General features: G+C 71.7%; 19 protein-coding genes and 1 pseudogene. 14 read left to right on the top strand and 6 right to left on the bottom strand.

Features of this window, described 5'->3' with window-relative positions; translation table 11 throughout:
• Nucleotides 1-75: 75 nt before the first annotated feature.
• The 7 genes and pseudogenes from D8I30_RS02505 (at nucleotide 76) to D8I30_RS02475 (ending at nucleotide 7,098) form a co-directional block, all read left to right on the top strand.
• Nucleotides 76-480, top strand: coding sequence for an endonuclease domain-containing protein (locus D8I30_RS02505; protein ID WP_121481336.1), 405 nt, complete (start codon nucleotides 76-78; stop codon nucleotides 478-480).
• Entirely contained in the window at nucleotides 480-1,913 is a 1,434-nt protein-coding gene (locus D8I30_RS02500; protein ID WP_121481335.1) for a sensor histidine kinase, read from the top strand. The genes D8I30_RS02505 and D8I30_RS02500 overlap by 1 nt, the downstream gene beginning before the upstream one ends.
• Nucleotides 1,910-4,794, top strand: a pseudogene (locus tag D8I30_RS02495) (bifunctional [glutamine synthetase] adenylyltransferase/[glutamine synthetase]-adenylyl-L-tyrosine phosphorylase). Before D8I30_RS02500 ends, D8I30_RS02495 begins: the two are co-directional and overlap by 4 nt.
• Before the next feature lie 67 nt (nucleotides 4,795-4,861).
• Nucleotides 4,862-5,449 carry an EF-hand domain-containing protein gene (locus D8I30_RS02490; protein WP_162938784.1) on the top strand — a complete coding sequence of 196 codons (588 nt, stop codon included), beginning with the start codon at nucleotides 4,862-4,864 and terminating at the stop codon, nucleotides 5,447-5,449.
• Nucleotides 5,450-5,511: 62 nt separating this feature from the next.
• The gene (locus tag D8I30_RS02485) at nucleotides 5,512-6,120 is read left to right on the top strand and encodes an RNA polymerase sigma factor (RefSeq protein WP_121481333.1); all 609 of its coding nucleotides are present in this window, start codon (nucleotides 5,512-5,514) and stop codon (nucleotides 6,118-6,120) included.
• Nucleotides 6,120-6,548, top strand: coding sequence for a hypothetical protein (locus D8I30_RS02480; protein ID WP_240387294.1), 429 nt, complete (start codon nucleotides 6,120-6,122; stop codon nucleotides 6,546-6,548). The genes D8I30_RS02485 and D8I30_RS02480 overlap by 1 nt, the downstream gene beginning before the upstream one ends.
• A gap of 97 nt (nucleotides 6,549-6,645) precedes the next feature.
• Entirely contained in the window at nucleotides 6,646-7,098 is a 453-nt protein-coding gene (locus D8I30_RS02475) for a periplasmic heavy metal sensor (RefSeq protein ID WP_240387293.1), read from the top strand.
• Between the two features lie 270 nt (nucleotides 7,099-7,368).
• On the opposite strand, the gene D8I30_RS02470 is transcribed toward D8I30_RS02475, so the two are convergent.
• The 3 genes from D8I30_RS02470 to D8I30_RS02460 all read right to left on the bottom strand — a co-directional run bounded on the left by D8I30_RS02470 (nucleotide 7,369) and on the right by D8I30_RS02460 (nucleotide 10,967).
• On the bottom strand, nucleotides 7,369-9,756 hold the full coding sequence (locus tag D8I30_RS02470; RefSeq protein WP_121481332.1) for a sensor histidine kinase: 2,388 nt from the start codon (nucleotides 9,754-9,756) through the stop codon (nucleotides 7,369-7,371).
• 74 nt (nucleotides 9,757-9,830) lie between these two features.
• Nucleotides 9,831-10,415 (bottom strand): hypothetical protein, encoded by a 585-nt coding sequence (locus tag D8I30_RS02465; RefSeq protein WP_121481331.1) that lies wholly within the window; start codon nucleotides 10,413-10,415, stop codon nucleotides 9,831-9,833.
• A 141-nt stretch (nucleotides 10,416-10,556) separates the two neighbouring features.
• Nucleotides 10,557-10,967 carry a CBS domain-containing protein gene (locus D8I30_RS02460; RefSeq protein ID WP_121481330.1) on the bottom strand — a complete coding sequence of 137 codons (411 nt, stop codon included), beginning with the start codon at nucleotides 10,965-10,967 and terminating at the stop codon, nucleotides 10,557-10,559.
• Nucleotides 10,968-11,115: 148 nt separating this feature from the next.
• Between D8I30_RS02460 and D8I30_RS02455 the strand changes: the two genes are divergently transcribed.
• The 4 genes from D8I30_RS02455 (at nucleotide 11,116) to D8I30_RS02440 (ending at nucleotide 16,093) form a co-directional block, all read left to right on the top strand.
• A complete protein-coding gene (locus D8I30_RS02455; RefSeq protein WP_162938783.1) occupies nucleotides 11,116-12,210 on the top strand; it encodes a flavodoxin family protein in 1,095 nt (364 codons plus the stop codon).
• Between the two features lie 66 nt (nucleotides 12,211-12,276).
• Nucleotides 12,277-14,127: a monovalent cation:proton antiporter-2 (CPA2) family protein gene (locus tag D8I30_RS02450; protein ID WP_121481329.1), complete on the top strand. Its 1,851-nt coding sequence runs from the start codon at nucleotides 12,277-12,279 to the stop codon at nucleotides 14,125-14,127.
• Nucleotides 14,128-14,131: 4 nt separating this feature from the next.
• Nucleotides 14,132-15,442 carry a nicotinate phosphoribosyltransferase gene (locus tag D8I30_RS02445; protein ID WP_121481328.1) on the top strand — a complete coding sequence of 437 codons (1,311 nt, stop codon included), beginning with the start codon at nucleotides 14,132-14,134 and terminating at the stop codon, nucleotides 15,440-15,442.
• Nucleotides 15,443-15,520: 78 nt separating this feature from the next.
• The gene (locus tag D8I30_RS02440) at nucleotides 15,521-16,093 is read left to right on the top strand and encodes an NADPH-dependent FMN reductase (protein WP_121483350.1); all 573 of its coding nucleotides are present in this window, start codon (nucleotides 15,521-15,523) and stop codon (nucleotides 16,091-16,093) included.
• A gap of 174 nt (nucleotides 16,094-16,267) precedes the next feature.
• Here D8I30_RS02440 and D8I30_RS02435 read toward each other — a convergent pair whose 3' ends face one another.
• Together D8I30_RS02435 and D8I30_RS02430 are read right to left on the bottom strand one after the other, a co-directional pair.
• Nucleotides 16,268-16,933, bottom strand: coding sequence for a class I SAM-dependent methyltransferase (locus D8I30_RS02435; protein WP_121481327.1), 666 nt, complete (start codon nucleotides 16,931-16,933; stop codon nucleotides 16,268-16,270).
• Nucleotides 16,920-17,468 (bottom strand): hypothetical protein, encoded by a 549-nt coding sequence (locus tag D8I30_RS02430; protein WP_121481326.1) that lies wholly within the window; start codon nucleotides 17,466-17,468, stop codon nucleotides 16,920-16,922. Before D8I30_RS02430 ends, D8I30_RS02435 begins: the two co-directional genes overlap by 14 nt.
• A 124-nt stretch (nucleotides 17,469-17,592) precedes the next feature.
• Here D8I30_RS02430 and D8I30_RS02425 point away from each other — a divergent pair, with 124 nt between their 5' ends.
• The 3 genes from D8I30_RS02425 (at nucleotide 17,593) to D8I30_RS02415 (ending at nucleotide 19,283) form a co-directional block, all read left to right on the top strand.
• Nucleotides 17,593-18,000: a hypothetical protein gene (locus D8I30_RS02425; RefSeq protein WP_121481325.1), complete on the top strand. Its 408-nt coding sequence runs from the start codon at nucleotides 17,593-17,595 to the stop codon at nucleotides 17,998-18,000.
• On the top strand, nucleotides 18,000-18,197 hold the full coding sequence (locus tag D8I30_RS02420) for a helix-turn-helix transcriptional regulator (RefSeq protein WP_121481324.1): 198 nt from the start codon (nucleotides 18,000-18,002) through the stop codon (nucleotides 18,195-18,197). The genes D8I30_RS02425 and D8I30_RS02420 overlap by 1 nt, the downstream gene beginning before the upstream one ends.
• A gap of 162 nt (nucleotides 18,198-18,359) precedes the next feature.
• Complete coding sequence (locus D8I30_RS02415; protein WP_121481323.1) at nucleotides 18,360-19,283, top strand: alpha/beta fold hydrolase; 924 nt, start codon at nucleotides 18,360-18,362, stop codon at nucleotides 19,281-19,283.
• Between the two features lie 48 nt (nucleotides 19,284-19,331).
• Here the strand turns inward: D8I30_RS02415 and D8I30_RS02410 are convergent, their stop codons facing one another.
• Nucleotides 19,332-20,168, bottom strand: a complete 837-nt coding sequence (locus D8I30_RS02410) for a DUF3298 and DUF4163 domain-containing protein (protein ID WP_121481322.1) — start codon at nucleotides 20,166-20,168, stop codon at nucleotides 19,332-19,334.
• Between the last annotated feature and the right edge of the window lie 13 nt (nucleotides 20,169-20,181).

The following is a 20,181-nucleotide window of genomic DNA, read 5'->3' as shown; positions in this document are numbered from 1 at the left end:
ATTCGGGCGAAACCTTTCCCTCCCCGTCCCGGGGAGGATGGTCGCGCAGCGACCGGGTGGGGAGGGCAAGGCGATATGGCGATCATCGCCAGAGCCCGCGCCATGCGGAAGGCGCTAACGCCGTCGGAGGCGCGGCTGTGGTCCGCCTTGCGCGGTCTCAGAACCGACGGCCTTCACTTCCGACGACAGGCGCTGTTGCGAGGCTACTTTCTCGATTTCGCCTGCATTGATCGCCTCGTCGCTGATGAGGTGGACGGCGCTTCCCATGACGACGAAGATCGGGCGCGCAAGGACAGGGTGCGGGACGCTGTATTGGCGAGGCAGGGATGGCGGACGCTGCGATATACGAATCTGGCCGTGCGGGACGACCTAGAGGACATCGTGGCTGAGGTGCGGCTGTACTGCCTTGCCCGCCCCACCCGGCCGGCGCGATGCGCCGGCCACCCTCCCCGGGACGGGGAGGGAGAGGCGTCCCTCTGATGAAACTGCCCTCCCTCTTCCGACGCACGCCCTTCCGGCTGACGCTGCTGTTCCTGGCCCTGTTCGTGGCGACGGCCAGCGCGGTTCTGGCCTATGTCTATTTCGCCTCGGCGTCCGAGGCGCGGGCGCGGGCCGAGGCCAGCATCACCGCCGAGGTCGACGCCTTGACCGCCGTCTATCGCACGCGCGGACGCGACGCCCTGAACCAGGCGCTGATCGACCGCGCCCTGAGAGGGGGGCCCTATCTCTACCTGCTGATGGACGCCGAGCGGAAAACCATCACCGGCAACATCTCGACCTCGCCGCTGGACCCGGGGGCGCCCGTCCAGGGGGGCCGCTGGCAGGACTTCCGCCTGACCGACACCGACGAGGAAGGTCGGGTGAGGCGCCGCCAGGCCCTCGGCGTGGAGATGCCCCTGTCGGGCGGAGAACAGCTCTTCGTCGGCGAGGACATCGGCGACATCGAGGCCTACCTGGCGCGCCTGACCCAGGCCCTGTGGGGGGCGATGGTCATGGTGTTGGTGCTGGGGGTCGGCGGCGGGCTGTGGATCAGCCGGGGCGTCGAGCGGGCCATGGGCGGGCTGAACCGCGTGGTCGCGGCGGTGCAGGAGGGCGACCTGAAGGCGCGCGCGCCGATCCGCCATTCGGGCGATGAACTGGACGAGCTGGCCCAGGGGCTGAACGGCATGCTGGATCGGCTGGAGGGCTCCATGGCCTCGATCCGCCATGCGGGCGATGCTATCGCCCACGACCTGCGCACGCCGCTGAACCGGATGAAGGCCAAGATGGAGGTCGCCCTGATCGACGCCGAGGCGGGGCGGACCTCGGGCGTCGAGGCCCTGGGCGTAGCCCTGGACGAGGCGGACGCCCTGCTGAAGACCTTCAACACCGTCCTGGCCATCGCCCGGCTGCAGGCGGGCGGCGCGCCCGAGCCCAGGGTGTTCGACGCCGCCGACCTGGCCGCCGACATGGCCGAACTCTACGAACCGGCGGGCGAGGACAAGGGGCTGGAGTTCGCGGCCGAGATCGAGAAGGGGCTGATGATCGAGGGCAATCAGCCCTTCCTGGCCCAGGCCCTGGCCAATCTGATCGACAACGCCATCAAATATACGCCCGAAGGCGGGGCGGTGATGTTCCGCGCGCGGCGGCGCTCGTCGGGCGATGTGGAGTTTTCCGTCACCGACAACGGGCCGGGCGTGCCGGACGAGGACCGCGAGCGGGTGCTGCAGCGCTTCGTGCGCCTGGACAACAGCCGCACCGAGCCGGGCTCGGGCCTGGGCCTGTCCCTGGTCACGGCGGTGGCCGAGGCGCACGGCGGCCGCATCCAGCTGGACGAGGGGCCGGGCGCCTTTGACGGGCGCGGGCCGGGCCTGCGCGTGGCCCTGATCCTGCCCGCCGCGACGCGGGCGCCGGACGGCGGAGCAGGCGCGTGAGCGCAGCCCTGGCGACGCGGCTGAAGCCGTGCGGCCCCGTGCGCGACGCCGAGGCGGCCGCGCGCCTGCATGAACGGCTGGCCGAGGCGGCGGACGGCGACGGCTGGCGCGTGACGCTGGACGCGGCCTGGGATGCTCTGACGCCCGTCTTCGCCGCCTCGCCCTATCTGTCGGGTCTGGCGCGGCGCTGGCCGGACCGGCTGCGGCGGACGTTGGAAAGCGATCCCGAGGCGCGGCTGGCGGAGATCTTGGCCGCGACGGACGCCCTGGCCGGGTCGCCGGACGAGGCCAAGGCGCCCTTGCGGCATCTGAAGGCCGAACTGCATCTGCTCACGGCGCTCTGCGACCTCGGCGGGGTCTGGGACCTGGACCAGGTGACGGCCGCCCTGTCGCGCTTCGCCGACGCGGCGGCGCGGACAGCGCTCAGGATCACGGCCGACGACTGGCGCCGTCGCGGGCGGCTGATCTCGGCGCCTGACGATCCGCGCGGGCCGGTTCCGGGCCTGTTCGCCCTGGCCATGGGCAAGGGCGGGGCGTTCGAGCTGAACTACTCCTCGGACATCGACCTGTCCCTCTTCTACGAGCCCGAGGCGCTGGAAAGCGCCCTGGCCGACGGTGTGGAGGCGCAGGGCTTCGTCAACCGCCTGGCCCAGGGGCTGGCCACCCTGCTGACCGAGCGGACGGCCGACGGCTACGTCTTCCGCGTCGACCTGCGGCTGCGGCCCGACCCGTCCTCGACCCCGCCGGTGGTCGCGGCGCCCATGGCCCTGGCCTATTACGAATCCGTCGGCCAGAATTGGGAGCGGGCGGCCTTCATCAAGGCCCGCGTCTGCGCCGGGGACCAAGCCGAGGGCGCGGCCTTCCTGAAGGCCCTGGTCCCCTATGTCTGGCGCCGAAGCCTGGATTATCAGGCCGTGCTCGACATCCAGTCGATCAAGAAGCAGATCCATGTCCACAAGACCGGCGAGGGGTTGGAGGCGGCGGGCGCCAATCTGAAGCTGGGCCGGGGCGGCATCCGCGAGATCGAATTCTACGTCCAGACCCAGCAACTGATCCTGGGCGGGCGCGATCCGGCCCTGCGCTCGCCGCGCACGCTCGAGGCGCTGGACGCCCTGACGGCGGCGGGCCACGTCAGGCCCGAGGCGCGCGACGAGCTGCGCGCCGCCTATGTCGAGCTGCGCGAGCTTGAGCATCGGGCGCAGATGCTGGCCGACGAGCAGACCCACCTGCTGCCGGTCGACCCCGCGCGCCGCGCCGACGTGGCCGCCCTGGCGGGAGAGGCGGATCTGGCCGCCTTCGACGCAGGCGTCGAGCGCCTGCTCCAGCGGGTCAACGCCCTCTACGGCGAGCTGTTCGAGGGCGGCGAGGACCTGTCCTCGCCCTACGGCAGCCTGGTCTTCACGGGGGTGGAGAACGACCCCGGCACGCTGGAAACCCTGGCGCGCATGGGCTTTTCCGAACCGGCCAGCGTGTCGGACATGATCCGCAGCTGGCATCACGGCCGCATCCCCGCCACGCGCACGGCGCGGGGGCGCGAGCTGTTCACCCGCCTGGCGCCGCGCCTGCTGACGGCGGTGGCCAGGACCGGGGCGCCCGACGCGGCCTTTCGCCGCTTCGCCGTCTTCTTCTCGGGCCTGAGCGCCGGGGTGCAGGTCCAGGCCCTGTTCCTGAACCAGCCGCGCCTGTTCGACCTGGTGGTCGAGGTCATGGCCTTCGCGCCCCGGCTGGCGCGGATGCTGGGCCGTCGGCCCCAGGCGCTCGACGGGGTGCTGGACGCCCGCTTCCTGACCGACCTCGATGCCGACACCGGCGTGGTCGCCCAGATGCTGGCCGAGGCCGCCGCCGCGCCCGATTTCGAGGAGGCGATGAACGTGGTGCGCCGCCACCACCGCGAGCAGGTCTTCCGCATCGGCATGCACACCGTCACCGGCCGCGCCGGGCCGGAGGAGGCGGGCCGCGCCAACACCGCCCTGGCGGACGCCTGCATGCGCGCCCTGGCCCCGCAGCCCTCAAGGAAGCCGAGCGCATGGGCGGGGCCTTCGAGGGGGCGGTCGCCGTCGTCGCCCTGGGCAAGGCCGGCTCGCGCGAGATGACGGCCGGGTCGGACCTGGATCTGATGACCGTCTATGCGGCGCCGCCCGAGGCCGTCTCGGCCGGGCGGGGCTGGAGCGCCGAGGTCTTCTACGGCCGCTTCACCCAGCGCCTGATCGCCGCCCTGTCGGCCCACACGGCCGAGGGCGGCCTCTATGAGGTCGACATGCGGCTGCGGCCCACGGGGTCCAAGGGGCCGGTGTCGGTGCGGCTGGAGGCGTTGGACGCCTATTACGCCGAGGAGGCCGACACCTGGGAGTTCATGGCCCTGACGCGCGGCCGGGTGGTCTGGGCCAGCGACCCGATCTTCGGCGCGCGGGTCGCGGCGACCCTGGAGGCCGCGTTGCGGCGGCCGCGCCCCGGCGTCGACATCGCCGAGGACGTGCGGGCCATGCGCGACCTGATGGACCGCGAGCGCCGACCTAAGGGCTTCTGGGACCTGAAGCTGTCGGCGGGCGGCCAGGTCGACGCCGAGTTCGTGGCCCAGTATCGCCAGCTGACGGCGGCCCAGGCCGGAGCGGTCCTGACCGTCTCGACGCTGGAGGCGCTGGGCGACGATCCCATCCTGGCGGAGAGCTGGCGCCTGCATCAGCAGCTGGGCCAGCTCATGGCCTGCGCCTTCGAGGGCGGGGGCGACCCGGACCAGGAGCCCTCGGGCTTCAAGAAGCGGCTGGCCCAGGCGGCGGGGGAGCCCGATTTCGATACGCTGAAGGCGACGCTGATCGACGTGCGGCTGCGCGCGCGGCGGGCCTTCGAGGCGGCCCTGCCGTCGAGACGCGACGGATTCTGACCGGGGCGCCGTTCAAACTCTCGACAGGAACGCTTCGGGGCCGTTCGGCCCGGTGGAGATCATCGAGATGAAGACGACGTTCAGCGCCGCCGCCTTGGCCTTGGCCCTCGCTGTCGGCGGGACCGCGATCGCCCAGGCTCATGCTCAGACCCCGGCCCCCGCCGCGCCGCATCGGGCACGGACCGCCCAGCCCGTCAGCCAGGCGGACTTCATTCAGCGCCGCATCGAGCGCCTGCGCGCTGCCGACGCCGACGGGGACGGCCGGGTGACGGCCGAGGAGATGCGCGCCCGTATCCAGACGCGCCGCGCGGAGGCCCGCGCGGCCCGGTTCGACCGGCTGGATGCGAACAAGGACGGCGCCCTCAGCCGCGCCGAGTTCGAGGCGCCCCAGGCGCGCGACGGCCGCATGGTCCGCGGCCCGCGCATGGGGCACGGCCGCATGGGCTCTAGGGCCATGGAGCAGGGCGAGCGCCGTTTTCCCATCGTCGTCGCCGAGGCCGAGCGCAAGGCGGCCTTGGCCTTCGCGCGGATGGACGCCGACCACGACGGCGTCCTGACGGTCGAAGAGCGCCGCGCCGCCATGCCTCGCGTCAAGCGCATCGAGCGCCGCATCGAGCGTCGTCCGGCGTCGCCTTCGGCGCCTGCTTCGGAGTAGGGTGATGTCGGGGAAGGCGGCGCGTCCGCCCGCCCTTTCTTGGATGAGCCGAAGAGGCAGGATTGGCGACGACCGTCGACCCCGACGAGGATCTGGTGCGGCGCGTGGGCGAAGGCGACCCGGCGGCGATCCAGGCCATGGTCGCGCGCAAGCTGCCGCGCATGCTGTCGCTCGCCCAGCGCATGCTGGGCGACGCGGCGGAGGCTGAGGACGTGGCCCAGGAAGCGATGCTCAGGGCCTGGCGGCAAGCGCCGCGATGGACCCCCGGCCAGGCCCGGTTCGACACCTGGCTGCACCGGGTGGGACTGAACCTTTGCTACGACCGGCTGCGGCGCCGGCGCGAGATCGCGACGGACGCCGTGCCCGACCGGATCGACGATGGCCCGGCGCCGGACCGGGGCCTGCTGGCCGCCGAGACGGGCGCGCGGGTCGAGGCGGCGCTGGCGCGTCTGCCCGAACGCCAGCGCGAGGCCGTCGTCCTGTGCCACTATCAGGAACTGGGCAACATCGAAGCCGCGGCCCTGATGGAGACCAGCGTCGAGGCGCTGGAAAGCCTGCTGTCGCGGGGACGGCGCGCCCTGCGGACGGCCCTTGCGGACATCGCGCCGCAGGCGGGCGCCGGACAGAGCGCCAGACGACGGGCCGAACGGCTGTGGCGGGGGACGAGATGATGACGATGACCCGAGAGCGCTTTGAACACCTGGCCGACGCCTATGGCGGCGACCTGCGGCGCTGGCCCGAGGCCGAGCGCGAGGCCGGGCGCGCCCTGGCGGCGGCGGACCCGAGCGCCGCCACCGTCCTGTTTGAGGCGGACGCCCTGGACGCCCTGTTGGACGCCGCGCCGCGCCTGGCGGCCTCCCACGCCCTGCGCGAGCAGGTCATCGCTGATGCGGCGGGGGCGGGGCTGGGCCGTCGTCGGCGCGGGGCCATCGGCGTCCTGACCTGGTTGTCGGGCGCCGGATGGGCGGCGGCGGCCTGCGCGGGCGTCGCCTTCGGCGTCGTCCTGACCGGCCAGATGACGGCTGACATCCGCGCCGACACGGTGCTTTACCAGGCCGCCCTGTCGGGGGCGGACGACACGGAGGTTCTGGGCGGATGAAACTTGGGGGGATGAGCGTGAAAGGCCTGAAGATCGCCCTGGCGGCGTCGGTCGCCCTCAACATCTTCGCCCTGGTCGGCGGGGGACCGCCTGGCTGATGGCCAAGCGGGTCGAGGAGGCGACGGTCGCGGGCCGGACGCCTGGCCGCAGCGAGCCGGTCTGGTCGGTGGTCGAGGCGCGCCCGCCCGCCGTGCGCGACCAGGTCAAGCGCGAGTTGCGCGCCACGGCCCTGGAGGCCCGGCCCGACTTCGAGGAAGCCCGCGCCGCCCGTCGCGAGGCCATCGCCCTGACCCGCTCGGCCCAGTTCGACCCGGTGGCCGTCGCGGCCCTGTTAGAGCGTTCCCGCGCCTCGGAAATGCGCGGCCGGGCGCGGCTGGAGGCGGGGGCGGTGGAGACGCTGAGCCGCCTGAAGCCCGCGGACCGCGCGGCCCTGGCGACCATCCTGTCGCGCCACCGCTCCAAGTCGAAGGATGCGTCGCACGGCGCGGCGTCGACGGCGCCGAGCGCGGCTTCGACCGGAAGTCCCGCCGAGGCGAGCCCGGCGGCCTAGACGGAGAGACTTCGTCCAAGACGTCTATTTCTTTCGTCATTCTCGGGCTTGTCCCGAGAATCCATAAACACGACGGCGGACATCAAGGCGGGGCGCGAACCCACGAAAGCTTGAGTCTATGGATCCCCGGCACAAGGCCGAGGATGACGCGCAAGAGGAACCACGGAATATGAGGCCTTCTACCGAGGCGTCTCTGGAGACCAGCATGGAAGCGGCCTGCCCGCATCCCCGCCCAACCCTCCCCCATCGAGGGGGAGGGCTCTTACCGCCTCACGCCGCGCGCGACTGAACCCGCCGGGCCGGGGCGCCGATCGGGGCGACGGCCCCCTCGGGCGCGCGCATCGGCAGGTCGAACCAGACGGTGGTGCCGTGGCCCGGTTCGCTGTCGATGGTCAGGCGGCCGCCGTGCAGCTCGACCAGCGATCGGGTCAGGGCCAGGCCGAGGCCGGTCCCCTGCGTCGACTTGGAGTGCTGCCCCTCGACCTGTTCAAACGGCTGGGCCAGCCGCTCCAGGTCCGTGGCGGCGATGCCGATGCCGGTGTCGGAGACCGAGACGCGCACCGTGTCCGCATCGCGCGGCGAGACCGTAACCGCCACGGCGCCGCCCTCGGGCGTGAACTTCACCGCGTTGGAGATCAGGTTCAGCAGCACCTGCTTCAGGCCGCGCTGGTCGGCCTCGATGTGCAGGGCCTCAGGGCACGCGAGCGTCAGCGCCAGACGCGCCTCCTGGGCCTTGCCGCGCATCAACCGCACCGCCTCGGCGCACAGGACATCCAGCGCCAGGGGTTCGTAGTGCAGGGTCAGCTTGCCGGCCTCGATCTTGGCCATGTCCAGGATGTCGTTGATCAGGCTGAGCAGGTGCTGGCCCGAGCCGTGGATGTCGGCGGCGTAGCCCTTGTAGCGGGGATCGCCCAGCGGGCCGAACATCTCCCCGGCCATGATCTCCGAAAAGCCGTTGATGGCGTTCAGCGGGGTGCGCAGCTCATGGCTCATATTGGCCAGGAACTCGGACTTGGCCTGGTTGGCGGCCTCGGCCCGGGTCATGGCGACCTCGTATTTGCGCGCCAGCAGGGCCAGGTTCGTCTGGCTGGCCTCCAGTTCCTGGACCATGGCCCGCAGCTCGTCGGCGGCGCGGCGGCGTTCGGCCTCCTGGCGGCGGATGACGGTGATGTCGGCACAGATCACCACCACGCCGCCGTCGCCGGTGAAGCGTTCGGCCATCTGCAGCCAGCGGCCGTCCTTCAGCTCGACCTCGCGCACCCCGGCGCGGCCGCCGGCCGAGGGGTGCTCGGCCTTGATGGCTTGGGCGGCGATGCGGTTCAGCTCGTCCTTGAGCGCGCCGCGGCGCACCACCCCCTCGGGGAAGGCGAAGGCGTCCTGGAAGCCCTGGTTCCACAGGATCAGCCGCCCGCGCCGGTCGAACAGGACGAAGGCGTCGGAGACGCTCTCGATGGCGTCGCGCAGGCGGCTTTCGGCGGCCTGGGCCTGGGCCTTGGTGCGGCGCGCCTCGGTGATGTCCAGCGCCACCCCCATCAGGCTGTCATAGCCGCCGTCGCGGCGCGGCTGGCGCGATTGGCCGCGCGCGTCGATCCAGCGCACGCCGCCGTTCCGCAGCGGCACGGGGAAGGCGGCCTCGAACACGCCGCCGGCCATGGCCTCGTCCAGCGCCTGGACCATCAGCTGGCGATAGCGGGGATGGACCCGCTCGATCATGGCCTGGGTGGTCAGGATCGTGCCTGTCTCCACCTCCAGCAGGGCGGCCATATAGTCGGACAGCACCGCCTCGCCCTTGGCCAGGTCCCATTCCCAGACGCCGCAGCGGGCGGCCTCGACCGCGACGCGGAAGCGGCGCTCCGTGTCGGCCCAGCGCCGGCCGACCCGCATCTGACGCCAGTTCTGCACGGCGATCACCGCCAGCATCAGCACCACCAGCAGCAGGGGGACGGCCAGCATCCAGGCGTCGTCCAGCCAGGCCGACAGCCGGTCGGGCCGGGGGAGGACGGCGACGGCCGACAATCCCGTTTCGCCGATCGGGGCCACGGCGGCGGTCTGGGCGCGCCCGTCCGGCCCCTTGACCGCCAGGTCGGGCGCGGCCGGCGCCTGGCCCGAGGGCAGGACGATCAGGCCGGCCTGCTTAAGGGCGGGCTCCAGCGGCGGCAGGGGCGTGCGCGCGACCAGGACGTGGCCGGTTTCGGTTTCGCGACGCGTGGTCAGGCCGTCGTCGCCGACCGTGAAGCCGGCGGCGCCTTGAGGCTCGTTCAGGCGCGCGCCGCTGGCGGCCAGGACCCGGCCGTTCGGGGCCGCGACCAGGAAGGCGGCCTCGGGGTCCTCCAGGCGGGCGCTGTCCAGGGCCTGGACCGGGCGCGCGGGCGTCTGGGCGAGGATGCGGGCGGCGGCGTCCAGGGCGCGGTCGGTGCGGGCTAGGCGAGCCTCGATCCGGGCGGCGGCCAGGCTAGCCTCCAGCGCCAGGGCTTCCAGCCGGGCGGCCTCGACCTCGCGCCGGGGACGTTCAGTCTCGCGCGCGATCAGCAGGACATAGGCGGCCAGCGCCAGGGCCACGGCGAGCGCCAGGATGCGGACCCAGGGCGCGGAGCGCGCGTCCTGATGGTCCGTGGCCCGACGGCCGGGCCCGTAACGACGGCGCTCGGTGCCCCGCAAGGGCGACCCTCCTGTGACGATTCAGCCGGGAATCTAGGCTGTGTCGCGGAGTCCGTCGAGGGGGGGAGGGCGACCTAGGCCTCGGCGGCGAAGTCCGGTTCGGCGGCTTCGCCTGGCCGGGCGGCCGAAGGCGGGGCGGCGATCTCGGTCAGACGGCGCAGGATGGTTTGCGCCTTGCGGGCCAGCCGCTGGGTCTCCGGCGGGGCGTCGTCGGGCGCCTCGGCCACGGAGGTGATCAGTTCACGGGCCAGATCCAGCAGTTCGGGCGCCGCCGCGATCAGTCTGGACTGGAATTCGATGCGCTGCGGGTCGCGGTCGTATTCTGCGCCGGGCACGCGCCAGCCGCCCCAGTCGGCCTTGTCGGTGACCACGACCGGATAGCTGCCGGGGAAGGGGTGATGGGCGCAGTCGGCCTGATCCTGCCACTTGTTGCGCGCCCGCAGGATGCGCCAGTCGCCGAGGGCGCCGGCGGTCGGGTCCTCGGCTGGGACCTGCAGTTCGGCGGCCGCGAATTCACGCCCCAGGCCCACGTCGTAGGTGATGCGCACCGGCTCGTCGAAGCCCTTGGCCCAGACGGGCAGGACCTTCTCGACCTGGGCCCAGACGCCCACGCTCTCGACCCAGACCTTCTGGCCTTTCTGGAACTGGGCGCGCGCCATGCCCGACCTCATTGCGATGAAAGAGGGGGATCATGCGCCGTCGGCCGTTATCGTCGGGTTCCGCGACGTGGTTAGCGGCGGTTAACCTTTCCCCTTCCGCTCATCCCGGCGGACGCCGGGATGAGCGGTGAAGGCAGGAGCCTAGGGCCGCGAAATCTCCTCCAGCGCTTCGCCGGCGTAGCGTTCCTTCACCCGCGTCGACAGGTCGCCCAGCGAGACCACCCCGACCAGCCGGCCGTCCTTGTCGACCACCGGCAGGCGGCGGATCTGGCGCGAGGACATCAGGTCCAGGGCGATCTTCAGGTCGTCGTCGGCGCGCACCACCAGGGCATCGCGCGACAGAACGTCCATGACGCGGGCGTCGGGGCCGGCGCCCGAGGCCACGCCGCGCACCACGATGTCGCGATCGGTCACAGCGCCGATCAACCGGTCTCCGTCGGCCACGGGGATGAAGCCGAAGTCGCCCGAGGCCATGCGCCCGGCGACGTTGTGCAGGGTGTCGTCGGGGCGGGCGACCTGGACGTCCGTGGTCATCACATCGCGAATCTTCATGCTCTTCTCCCTCGGCGGAGCCCCAGCGGCTCGGCCTAGGGAACCCGCCCGGCCGGTGACGGTTCCGGCCGCCCCCGCAGCGGAACGATGGAGGCGGAACGGCGGGAGCGGGGCCGTCGTTAGCCCGATGAACCGACAGGAGGCGAGCATGACCGAAGGCTCTTCCCCCGGCGCCCCCGAGCCGCGGCGCGGCATGCCCTCGCCGGAGCTGAGCCGGGCCGCGTTCACCGCGCGGTTCCTGAGCCGCTTCGCCGACCCGGCCTTCGCCCCGCTCAAGGCCGAACTGGACCGCGTCGCGGCGGTCGCCTGGGACGGCTACATCCAGGGCCGCAAGAGCCCGGTGACGCGCAAGGCCGGGCCGGGCTACGCCGATCCGACCTATGATCTGGCCGTCGACTGGCTGAACGCCCGGGCGGCGCTGGACGCGGCCGAGGCGCGCCATGCCGACCCGGCCGGGCCGCTGCGCGCCCTGCTGATCAACGGCTCCTCGCGCTCGGAGCACACCTGCCCCGGCGAGATGTCCAAGAGCTGGCGCCTGACCCAGATCGCCGAGGCGGCGCTGCAGGAGGCCGGGCTGGCGACGACGGTGCTGGACCTGTCGCGCCTGGCCTCGGAGTTCGGCCGCGACATCCATCCGTGCAAGGCCTGCTTCTCGACGGCGGCGGCGCTGTGCCACTGGCCGTGCAGTTGCTACCCCAACTATTCCCTGGGCCAGGTCCAGGACTGGATGAACGACATCTACCCCCTGTGGGTCGAGGCGCACGCGATCTTCATCGTCACCCCGGTCAACTGGTATCAGGTCTCCAGCCCGATGAAGCTGATGATGGATCGGCTGGTCTGCGCCGATGGCGGCAATCCCGATCCGACCCTGACCCGCGGCAAGGACCCGAAGGCGGCCAAGGCGGTCGAGCTGGCGGGCTGGGGCTATCCGCGCCATCTGGCGGGGCGGGTCTTTTCGGTCGTGGTCCACGGCGACGTCGAAGGCGCCGAGAACGTGCGCCGGTCGGTCTCGGACTGGCTCACGTCGATGAAGCTGACCCCGGCCGGTCCCGACGCCGAGCTCGACCGCTACATCGGCTATTGGGAGCCCTACGCCACCAGCCATGAAGCCCTGGACCGCGACGGGGGCGTCCAGGCCGAGGTCCGCCTGGCGGCCCAGGAACTGGCCCAGGCGGCGACGGCGCGCCGCGAGGGACGGCTGGTCCGCACCGACGAAGGGCTGGGCGGGCCGCGCCAGAAGTAGGGCGCACCCTCTCGCAATCGCGCGGCTTCGATCCCACTATCAGGCTGGAAACCATAAGGGCGCACCATGGCCGAGGCGACGACGGGACTGGATATCGGCCATGTCGCCGCCCTGCTGGCGGCCGGGGTGGTCGCCGTGCCGGTGTTCCGCAAGCTCGGCCTGGGATCGGTGCTGGGCTACCTGGCGGCGGGGGCGGCGATCGGCCCGTTCGGCCTGGCCCTGTTCCGCGAGCCGGACACCATCCTGCACGTCGCCGAGTTCGGCGTGGTCATCTTCCTGTTCATCATCGGCCTTGAGATGCGGCCGTCGCGCCTGTGGGGCCTGCGGCGCGAGATCTTCGGCCTCGGCTCGGCCCAGGTGGGGCTCAGCGGCCTGGCCCTGACGCTGACGGCCATGGCGGCCGGGGCGCCGCCGGCGGCGGCCTTCGTCGGGGCCATGGGCTTCGTCATGTCCTCGACCGCCGTGATCGTCCAGATGCTTGAGGAGCGCGGCGAACTGCCCGCCCCCTCGGGCCAGAGGGCGGTCTCCATCCTGCTGTTCGAGGACCTGGCCATCGTGCCGCTTCTGGCCATCGTCGCGGTGCTGTCGGCGGCCGTGGGCGGCGGGGACGAGGCCGCGCCGCCCCTGTGGCGCACCGTCGGCCTGGCCGTGGCGGCGGTGGCAGCGGTCCTGGCCATCGGCCGCTACGGCCTCAATCCGGCCTTCCGCTTCCTGGCGCGCTACGGCGGGCGCGAGGTGATGACGGCGGCGGCCCTGCTGGTGGTGGCGGGCACGGCCTTCCTGATGGACCAGGCGGGGCTGTCCATGGCCATGGGCGCCTTCCTAGCCGGGGTGCTGCTGTCCGACTCCGCCTTCCGTCATCAGCTGGAGGCCGACGTGGAGCCGTTCCGCGCCATCCTCTTGGGCCTGTTCTTCCTGTCGGTGGGCATGGCCCTGGACCTGGGGGTGGTGCTGGCGGACTGGCGCATGGTGCTGGCGGGCCTGGCCGCCTTCATGCTGGTCAAGGCGGGCGTCATCTACGGCGTGGCGCGGCTGTTCGGGGCGCGGCGGCGCGAGGCGGTCGAGCGCGCGGCCCTGTTCGCCCAAGGGGGCGAGTTCGCCTTCGTTCTCTATGGGGCGGCGGCCGCCGGCGGGGTGATCGACGCGAGGGTCAGCGCGGCCCTGACGGCCATCGTCATCCTGTCGATGGCGCTGACGCCCCTGACCACCCTGGCGCTGAAGCGACTGATGCCCAAGGAGCGCGGCCTCTCGCCCGAGGACGCCGAGGGGGTGGATTCCGCCGAGGGCCTGGGCGGGCGAGTGCTGATCATCGGCTTCGGCCGCTTCGCCCAGGTCGTGTCCCAGCCCCTGCTGGCGCGCGACGTCGACGTTTCCATCATCGAGATCGACGTGGAGATGATCCAGGCGGCGGGTCGGTTCGGCTTCAAGGTCTATTACGGCGACGGCGCACGGCTGGACACGCTGCGCGCTTCGGGGGCGGGCAAGGCCGAGGCGGTGCTGGTCTGCGTCGACAAGCCCGAGACGGCCGACCGCATCGTCCAGTTGGTCAAGTCCGAGTTCCCGGCCGCCAAGCTGTTCGTCCGCGCCTATGACCGGGGCCACACGCTTCGCCTGATCGAGGCCGGGGTCGACTATCAGATCCGCGAGACCTTCGAATCGGCGCTGAAGTTCGGCGAGGCCGTGCTGGCCGGCCTGGGCTTTCCCGACGAGGAGGCGGCCGATGTCATCGCCGAGGTGCGCCGCCGCGACGCGGCGCGTCTGGATCTGCAAGTGACCGGCGGGCTCCAGGCGGGCCAATCCCTGATGCGCGGCAACCTGCCCACGCCGCAGCCGGCGCCCTATATCACGCCCAGCCGCGAAGGGCGGCTGCTGAACGAAGACGAGGCCCCGGCCGGGGCGGCGCAGGAGAACGACTGAGGACATGGCGAGCGTCGACCTGGCCAAGCGGGCCTATGATCACGGCTGGCGGCTGGACCCTATCGTCCGCAGTCTCCTGGACACCGACTTCTACAAGCTGCTGATGCTGCAGCTGATCTGGCGGCGGTTCCGCGACGTGCCGGTGACCTTCTCGGTCATCAACCGCACCGCCTCCGTGCGCCTGGCCGCGGAGGTGGACGAGGCCGAGCTGCGCGCCCAGCTGGACCACGCCCGGTCGCTGCGCTTCACCAACCGCGAGCTGATTTGGCTGGGGGGCAACACCTTCTACGGGGTGAAGTCGATCTTCAGCCCCGACTTCCTGGCCTGGCTGGCCGACTATCGCCTGCCGGAATACGACCTGTCGCGCGGGGCCGACGGCCAGTTCCGGCTGGAGTTTTCCGGGAGCTGGGCCGATGTCACCCTGTGGGAGATTCCGGCCCTTTCGATCCTCAACGAGCTGCGCAGCCGCCGCGCCCTGCGCCGCATGGGCCGGTTCGAGCTCGACATCCTCTATTCGCGCGCCAAGACCAAGCTGTGGAGCAAGATTGAACGGCTGAGGGCGCTGGACGGCCTGGCCCTGTCGGACTTCGGCACGCGGCGCCGCCACGGCTTCCTGTGGCAGGGCTGGTGCGTCGAGGCGCTCAAGGAGGGACTGGGCGTCGCCTTCATCGGCACCTCCAACGTGCTGCTGGCCATGAACAACGACCTAGAGGCCATCGGCACCAACGGCCACGAGCTGCCCATGGTGCTGGCGGCCATGGCGGGCGAGGACGATGCGGCCCTGCGCGCCGCGCCCTATCGCGTGCTGGAGGAATGGCGCGCGGCCTATGACGGCAATCTGCTGGTGGCCCTGCCGGACGCCTTCGGCACCCGCGCCTTCCTGGCCGACGCGCCCGACTGGCTGGCCGACTGGAAGGGCTTCCGCCCCGATTCCGCCCCGCCGATCGAGGGCGGCGAGGAGATCATGGCCTGGTGGGCGTCCAAGGGCCGCGACCCGCGCGAGCGGCTGCTGGTGCTGGCCGACGGCCTGGACGTCGACGGCATCGAGGCGGCCCACGCCCACTTCAAGGGGCGGGTGCGCACCAGCTTCGGCTGGGGCACCAACCTGACCAACGACTTCCGCGACTGCGCCCCGGTTCCGGCGCCCGAACTGATCCCGCTGTCCCTGGTGTGCAAGGTCACGAAGGCGGCGGGCCGCCCGGCGGTCAAGTTGTCCGACAACGTCGAGAAGGCCACCGGCGACCGGGCCGAAATCGACCGCTATCTGCGCGTCTTCGGCGAGGCGGGGCGAGGACGGCGGGCCGTGCGCGTCTGAGGGCGGAACCCCGCCGTTTCGCCGGACATTTCATAGACGGCGGCGGTCGGCGCTGCCTTCACCAGCGAGATGCGCGTCATGACCAGCTACAATGTGGGCTACATCATCGGCAGCCTGGCCAAGGACTCGATCAACCGCAAGCTGGCCAAGGCCCTGGTCAAGCTGGCGCCCGAGAAGCTGAAGATGCACGAGATCGGCTTTTCCGGTCTGCCGCTCTATTCCTATGACTACGACGCCGCCTATCCGGCCGTGGCCACGGACTTCAAGGCGGCGATCAAGGGCTCGGACGCCATTCTGATCGTCACGCCCGAATACAACCGTTCGATCCCCGGCGGGCTCAAGAACGCCATCGACTGGGCCAGCCGTCCCTATGGAACCAACGCCTTCGCCAACAAGCCGACGGCGGTGATCGGGACCTCGCCCGGCGCCATCGGCACGGCCGTGAGCCAGCAAAGCCTCCGCTCGGTGCTGAGCTTCCTCCAGGCGCCGCAGATGAACGCGCCCGAGGCCTATATCCAGTTCAAGCCCGGCCTGGTCGACGACGACGGCAATGTGTCGGCGTCCGACACCGAACAATTCCTGCGCGACTACATGGAAGCCTTCCACCAGTTCATGGCGCGGGTGCTGACCGTCCTGCCGCGCGACGCCTGAGGGGGGCTCCGCTTCATTCCCCCGTCGTCATCCTCGGGCTTGACCCGAGGATCGAGCCGTCCGCCCGCTGGGGGCAACGAGGCCGATCGCGCCATCGCCCCCGATCCTCGGGTCAAGCCCGAGGATGACGGCGTGGGGGAGGAAGGGCGGCGTGCGAAGGGAAGGCGGTGGCCCCTAGCCGTCCAGCGACCAGACGCGGGTGCGCTTGACCTCCTGGTCCTCCAGCTCGCGCGTGGTCGGCACGCGGTATTCCGCTAGCCGGGTCAGGCCCGATGTGGGGAAATAGGTGCGCCCCGGATCGCCGACCAGCACCTCGGCCCCTTGCGCCCGCGCCGCCTTCAGCCAGGCCAGCACCGCCTCGGCCATCGGCCCTTCGTAGAAGACGTCCCCGGCGCAGATCAGGTCGAACGGCGGGGGCGGGTTCTCCAGCAGGTTCTCGGCGGTGAAGGCGATCTCGACCCCGTTCGCCAGGGCATTGGCGGCCACGGCGGCGGCGCAGAAGGGGTCGATGTCGGCCGCCAGCACCGAGGCCGCGCCCGCCTTCATCGCCGCGATCGCCACCAGGCCCGACCCCGTCGCCAGGTCCAGCACGCGGCGGCCCCTGACGCTCTCGGGATGGTCCAGCAGCCAGCGCGCCAGCGCCTGCCCGCCCGCCCAGGCGAAGGCCCAGAACGGCGGCGGCAGGCCCATCTCGCCCAGCTCCTCTTCCGTCAGCCGCCAGATGGGCGTGACTTCGTCGGCCAGCCACAGCGAAATCTCGGGCGTGTGCGAGACGGGCTGAAGGCGGGTGTTGTCGCGGATGAAACGGGCCGGATCGGCGATCCGTCTAGTCGACGTCACGGGCGCCCTCGACCACGGCCTGATAGACCAGCGACCGGTCCGGTCCCCGCGTCATGTGCAGTAGCACCCAGGTCGCCCCCTTGCGCGCCACGGTCACGCGCAACTGGTCGTTGAAGACGCCGTCGGCGAAGCCCGGCGGCGACACCGCGTCGCCCAGCAGGATCAGCGCGCCCATGCCCGCGCCGCAGCGGCTGATGCCGGTGCAGGCGAAGACCGTCTCATAGCCCGCTGAGCGCAGGGCCTCCTCATAGTGGCGGTCGATGTCCAGCGGGCTGATCGCCGGGCGGATCACATAGTCGGTATGGCTGATCTGGCCCTGCAGGCGCACCGCCTTGTCGGGCGCGCTCCCCTCGGCCACCGGCCCGGTCGGCAAGGTGATCTCGGCCACCGCCAGCTGGCGCCAGGCGCGGACGTGGGCGCCCTCGACGCGCGGCAGGTCGGCGAAGTCCCGTGCGCCCCGGACATCCTGCGCGAAACTCGGGGCGGAGAGGGCGGCCGTCAGGAACGCGCCGGCGAGGGCGAAAACACTACGCATGGCGACAGGCTAGGGGGCGCCGGGGCGGCTGGCAAGAAAGTCAGGATGTGCTGACGAAAAGTCAGGTTGACATGACATTTCGGGCGTGTCAGGTTACCCTTACACAAAGTCAGGAGCGCCTGTCATGTTGTCCTTAACTTCCAGCGTTCTCACCCCGGCTTCGCGCCGTTACGCCCGGCGCACCTTCGCCTTCATGGGCGGCTATGTCGTTCTGATGGTCGCGGTGATCGGCGGCGTCTTCGACGCGGTTCAGGGCAAGCCTGTCGCCTGGCTCCTGGCCTTGGCCGCCGCCGCCCCCATCGCCTGCCAGATCTGGGCGCTGCTCAGCTTCATGCGCGACTCGGACGAGTTCGTGCGCGCGATTATGGCCAAGCAGTTCATCGTCGCTTCGGGGGTCGCCATGGCCGTGTTCGCCGCCTGGGGCTTTGGCGAGAATTTCGCGGGCGCGCCGCATCTGCCTGGCTGGCTGATCATCCCGCTGTTCTGGGCGGCGTTCGGCGCGACGGCGCCCTTCATCCGGTCGTCGAATTGATGAAGAACAAGCTGAAACTGCTGCGCGTCGAACGCAACTGGACCCAGGAGCAGTTGGGGCAGGCGCTGGGCGTCTCGCGCCAGGCGGTCAACGCGCTCGAAACCGAAAAGCACGACCCCTCCCTGGATCTGGCCTACCGCATCGCCGCCCTGTTCGAGCGGCCGGTCGAGGACATCTTCGAAAACCCTCACGCCTGACCCTTCACACAGGCCCCCCCACCTCCGCCATCCTCGGGCTTGACCCGAGGATCGAGGCCGGCCGCGCGCTCGTCTGATCCGGCGATGCGCCAGCGGATCACCCGATCCTCGGGTCAGGCCCGAGGATGACGGCCGGGGAGGGCGCCGAACAAAGGAACCGCCATGACCACGATCTCCGCTCCCGCCAGGACCCTGCGCGCCTTCCTCCTGGCCGCCGCCGTCGGCTTCGCGGCCGCCAGCATCGTCTTCCCCGCCCAGGCCGAACCGGCGCGCGTCGCGGCGCCCGCCTTCGTCTCCGACCGCCTGTCGGTCGAGGTCATGGGGCAGGGGCCGGACGTCATCCTGATCCCCGGCTTCGCCTCCTCGCGCGAGGTGTGGCGGCCGCTGGCCGAGCGGCTGTCGGCGACCCATCGCGTTCATCTGGTCCAGCTGGCGGGCTTCGCCGGAGAGGCCTGGACGCACGGCGACGGCGCCTTCGTCCAGCCCGCCGTCGACGACCTCGCCCGCTACGCCGTGACGCTGAACCGGCCCGCGATCATCGGCCACTCCATGGGCGGTCTGGCTGGCCTGCTGCTGGCCCAGCAACATCCCGAGGCGGTCGGTCGGGTGATGAGCGTCGACAGCCTGCCCTTCTTCAGCGCCATGTTCGGCCCGCAGGCCACGCCGGAAACGGCGCGCCCCTTCGCCGATCAGGCCGCCGCCGCCCTCCTGAGCGCGGACGCCGCGAGCTTCCGCCGCCAGCAGGAACAGACGGCCGTGGGCATGATGCGCAACGCGGCCGGGCGCGCCGCCATGGTCGACTGGTCGATGGCCTCCGACCGCCAGGCCATGGCCAGCGCCATCCGCGAGGTGATGACCACCGACGCCCGTCCGGGCCTGGCCGCCATGACCACGCCGGTCTGGGCCGTCTATGCCTCGGACGCCGACGGCGGGGCGCCCGCCGCCCTGGCCGACGCCCTGTGGAGCCGCGAATACGCCGCCCTGCCGGGCGTGACGCTGACGCGCGTCGACGACGCCCGGCACTTCATCATGATCGACCAGCCCGAACGGCTGGACGTCCTGGTCGACGCCTTTCTGGCGGACTGAGAAACACACCGCTCATCCCCGCCTCCGCAGGGATGAGCGGTAGAAGGGTTAGCCCTTCGGCCGCAGGTCCTCGGTGACGTCGCCCGCCTTGGCCGGGGCGCCCTCGAACTCGCCCGCATAGGTCGGCGACAGGGCGCTCTGGAAGGCCGAGAGCGGCAGGGTCAGATAGTAGGCGCCCTCGACATAGGGGCCGACCGCATAGGCGTCGATCAGGAAGGTCAGGCCCCCCGCCTTGCCCGGAACCGCGCCGGGGGCCAGGGTCACGGCCACCTTGTCCAGCTTGGGGCAGGTCCAGATGTCGCCGGTCGCGGCGACGGGCTGGGCGCCGGGGCGGGCCTTCTTGGCCGTGTTCACCGCCTGGCACAGGGCGCGCTCCACGCCCGCGCGGTCGGCGCCCTTAGCGAACAGGTCGGCGGCGGCGATGCGACGGCCCTCGGCCTTGTCCCACAGCAGGCCGGTGGCGACGGTGTTCGGATGGGCGCCGCCGGAATAGTCGAAGTCGGTCCGCATCAGGCTGAACAGGCGGCCGGTCTCGACCGGGGCGCCGAAGACGATGGTCTTCTCATAAGGGGGCATGCCCTCGGGCGAGCCCGCCTCGGTGCGGTCGGCCTGGGCGCCCTCGGCGTATTCCTTCAGCCTGGCCACCTCGTCGCGGTACAGCGGCGCATAGAGGGCGGGGTAGGCCAGGACGGCCTCCGGCAGGCTCAGGCTGACCTTGGCGTAGGGGGTGGCGCTTTCATACTTCAGCGGCCCCTCGGCGACGGCCTGGGCGGTCGCCTCCGGCGCGGTCGGTGCCGCCTTCTTCTCTTGGCGCTGGCAGGCAGCGAGCGAGGCCGCGACGGCGACGGTGACGAGAAGGGCGCGAACGGGGCGCGAAGGGATCATGCCGGGCTCCTTG

Source organism: Brevundimonas naejangsanensis, from assembly GCF_003627995.1.
In the GTDB taxonomy this organism is placed as follows: domain Bacteria; phylum Pseudomonadota; class Alphaproteobacteria; order Caulobacterales; family Caulobacteraceae; genus Brevundimonas; species Brevundimonas naejangsanensis_B.
This window is presented reverse-complemented; position numbering and strand designations above follow the sequence as displayed.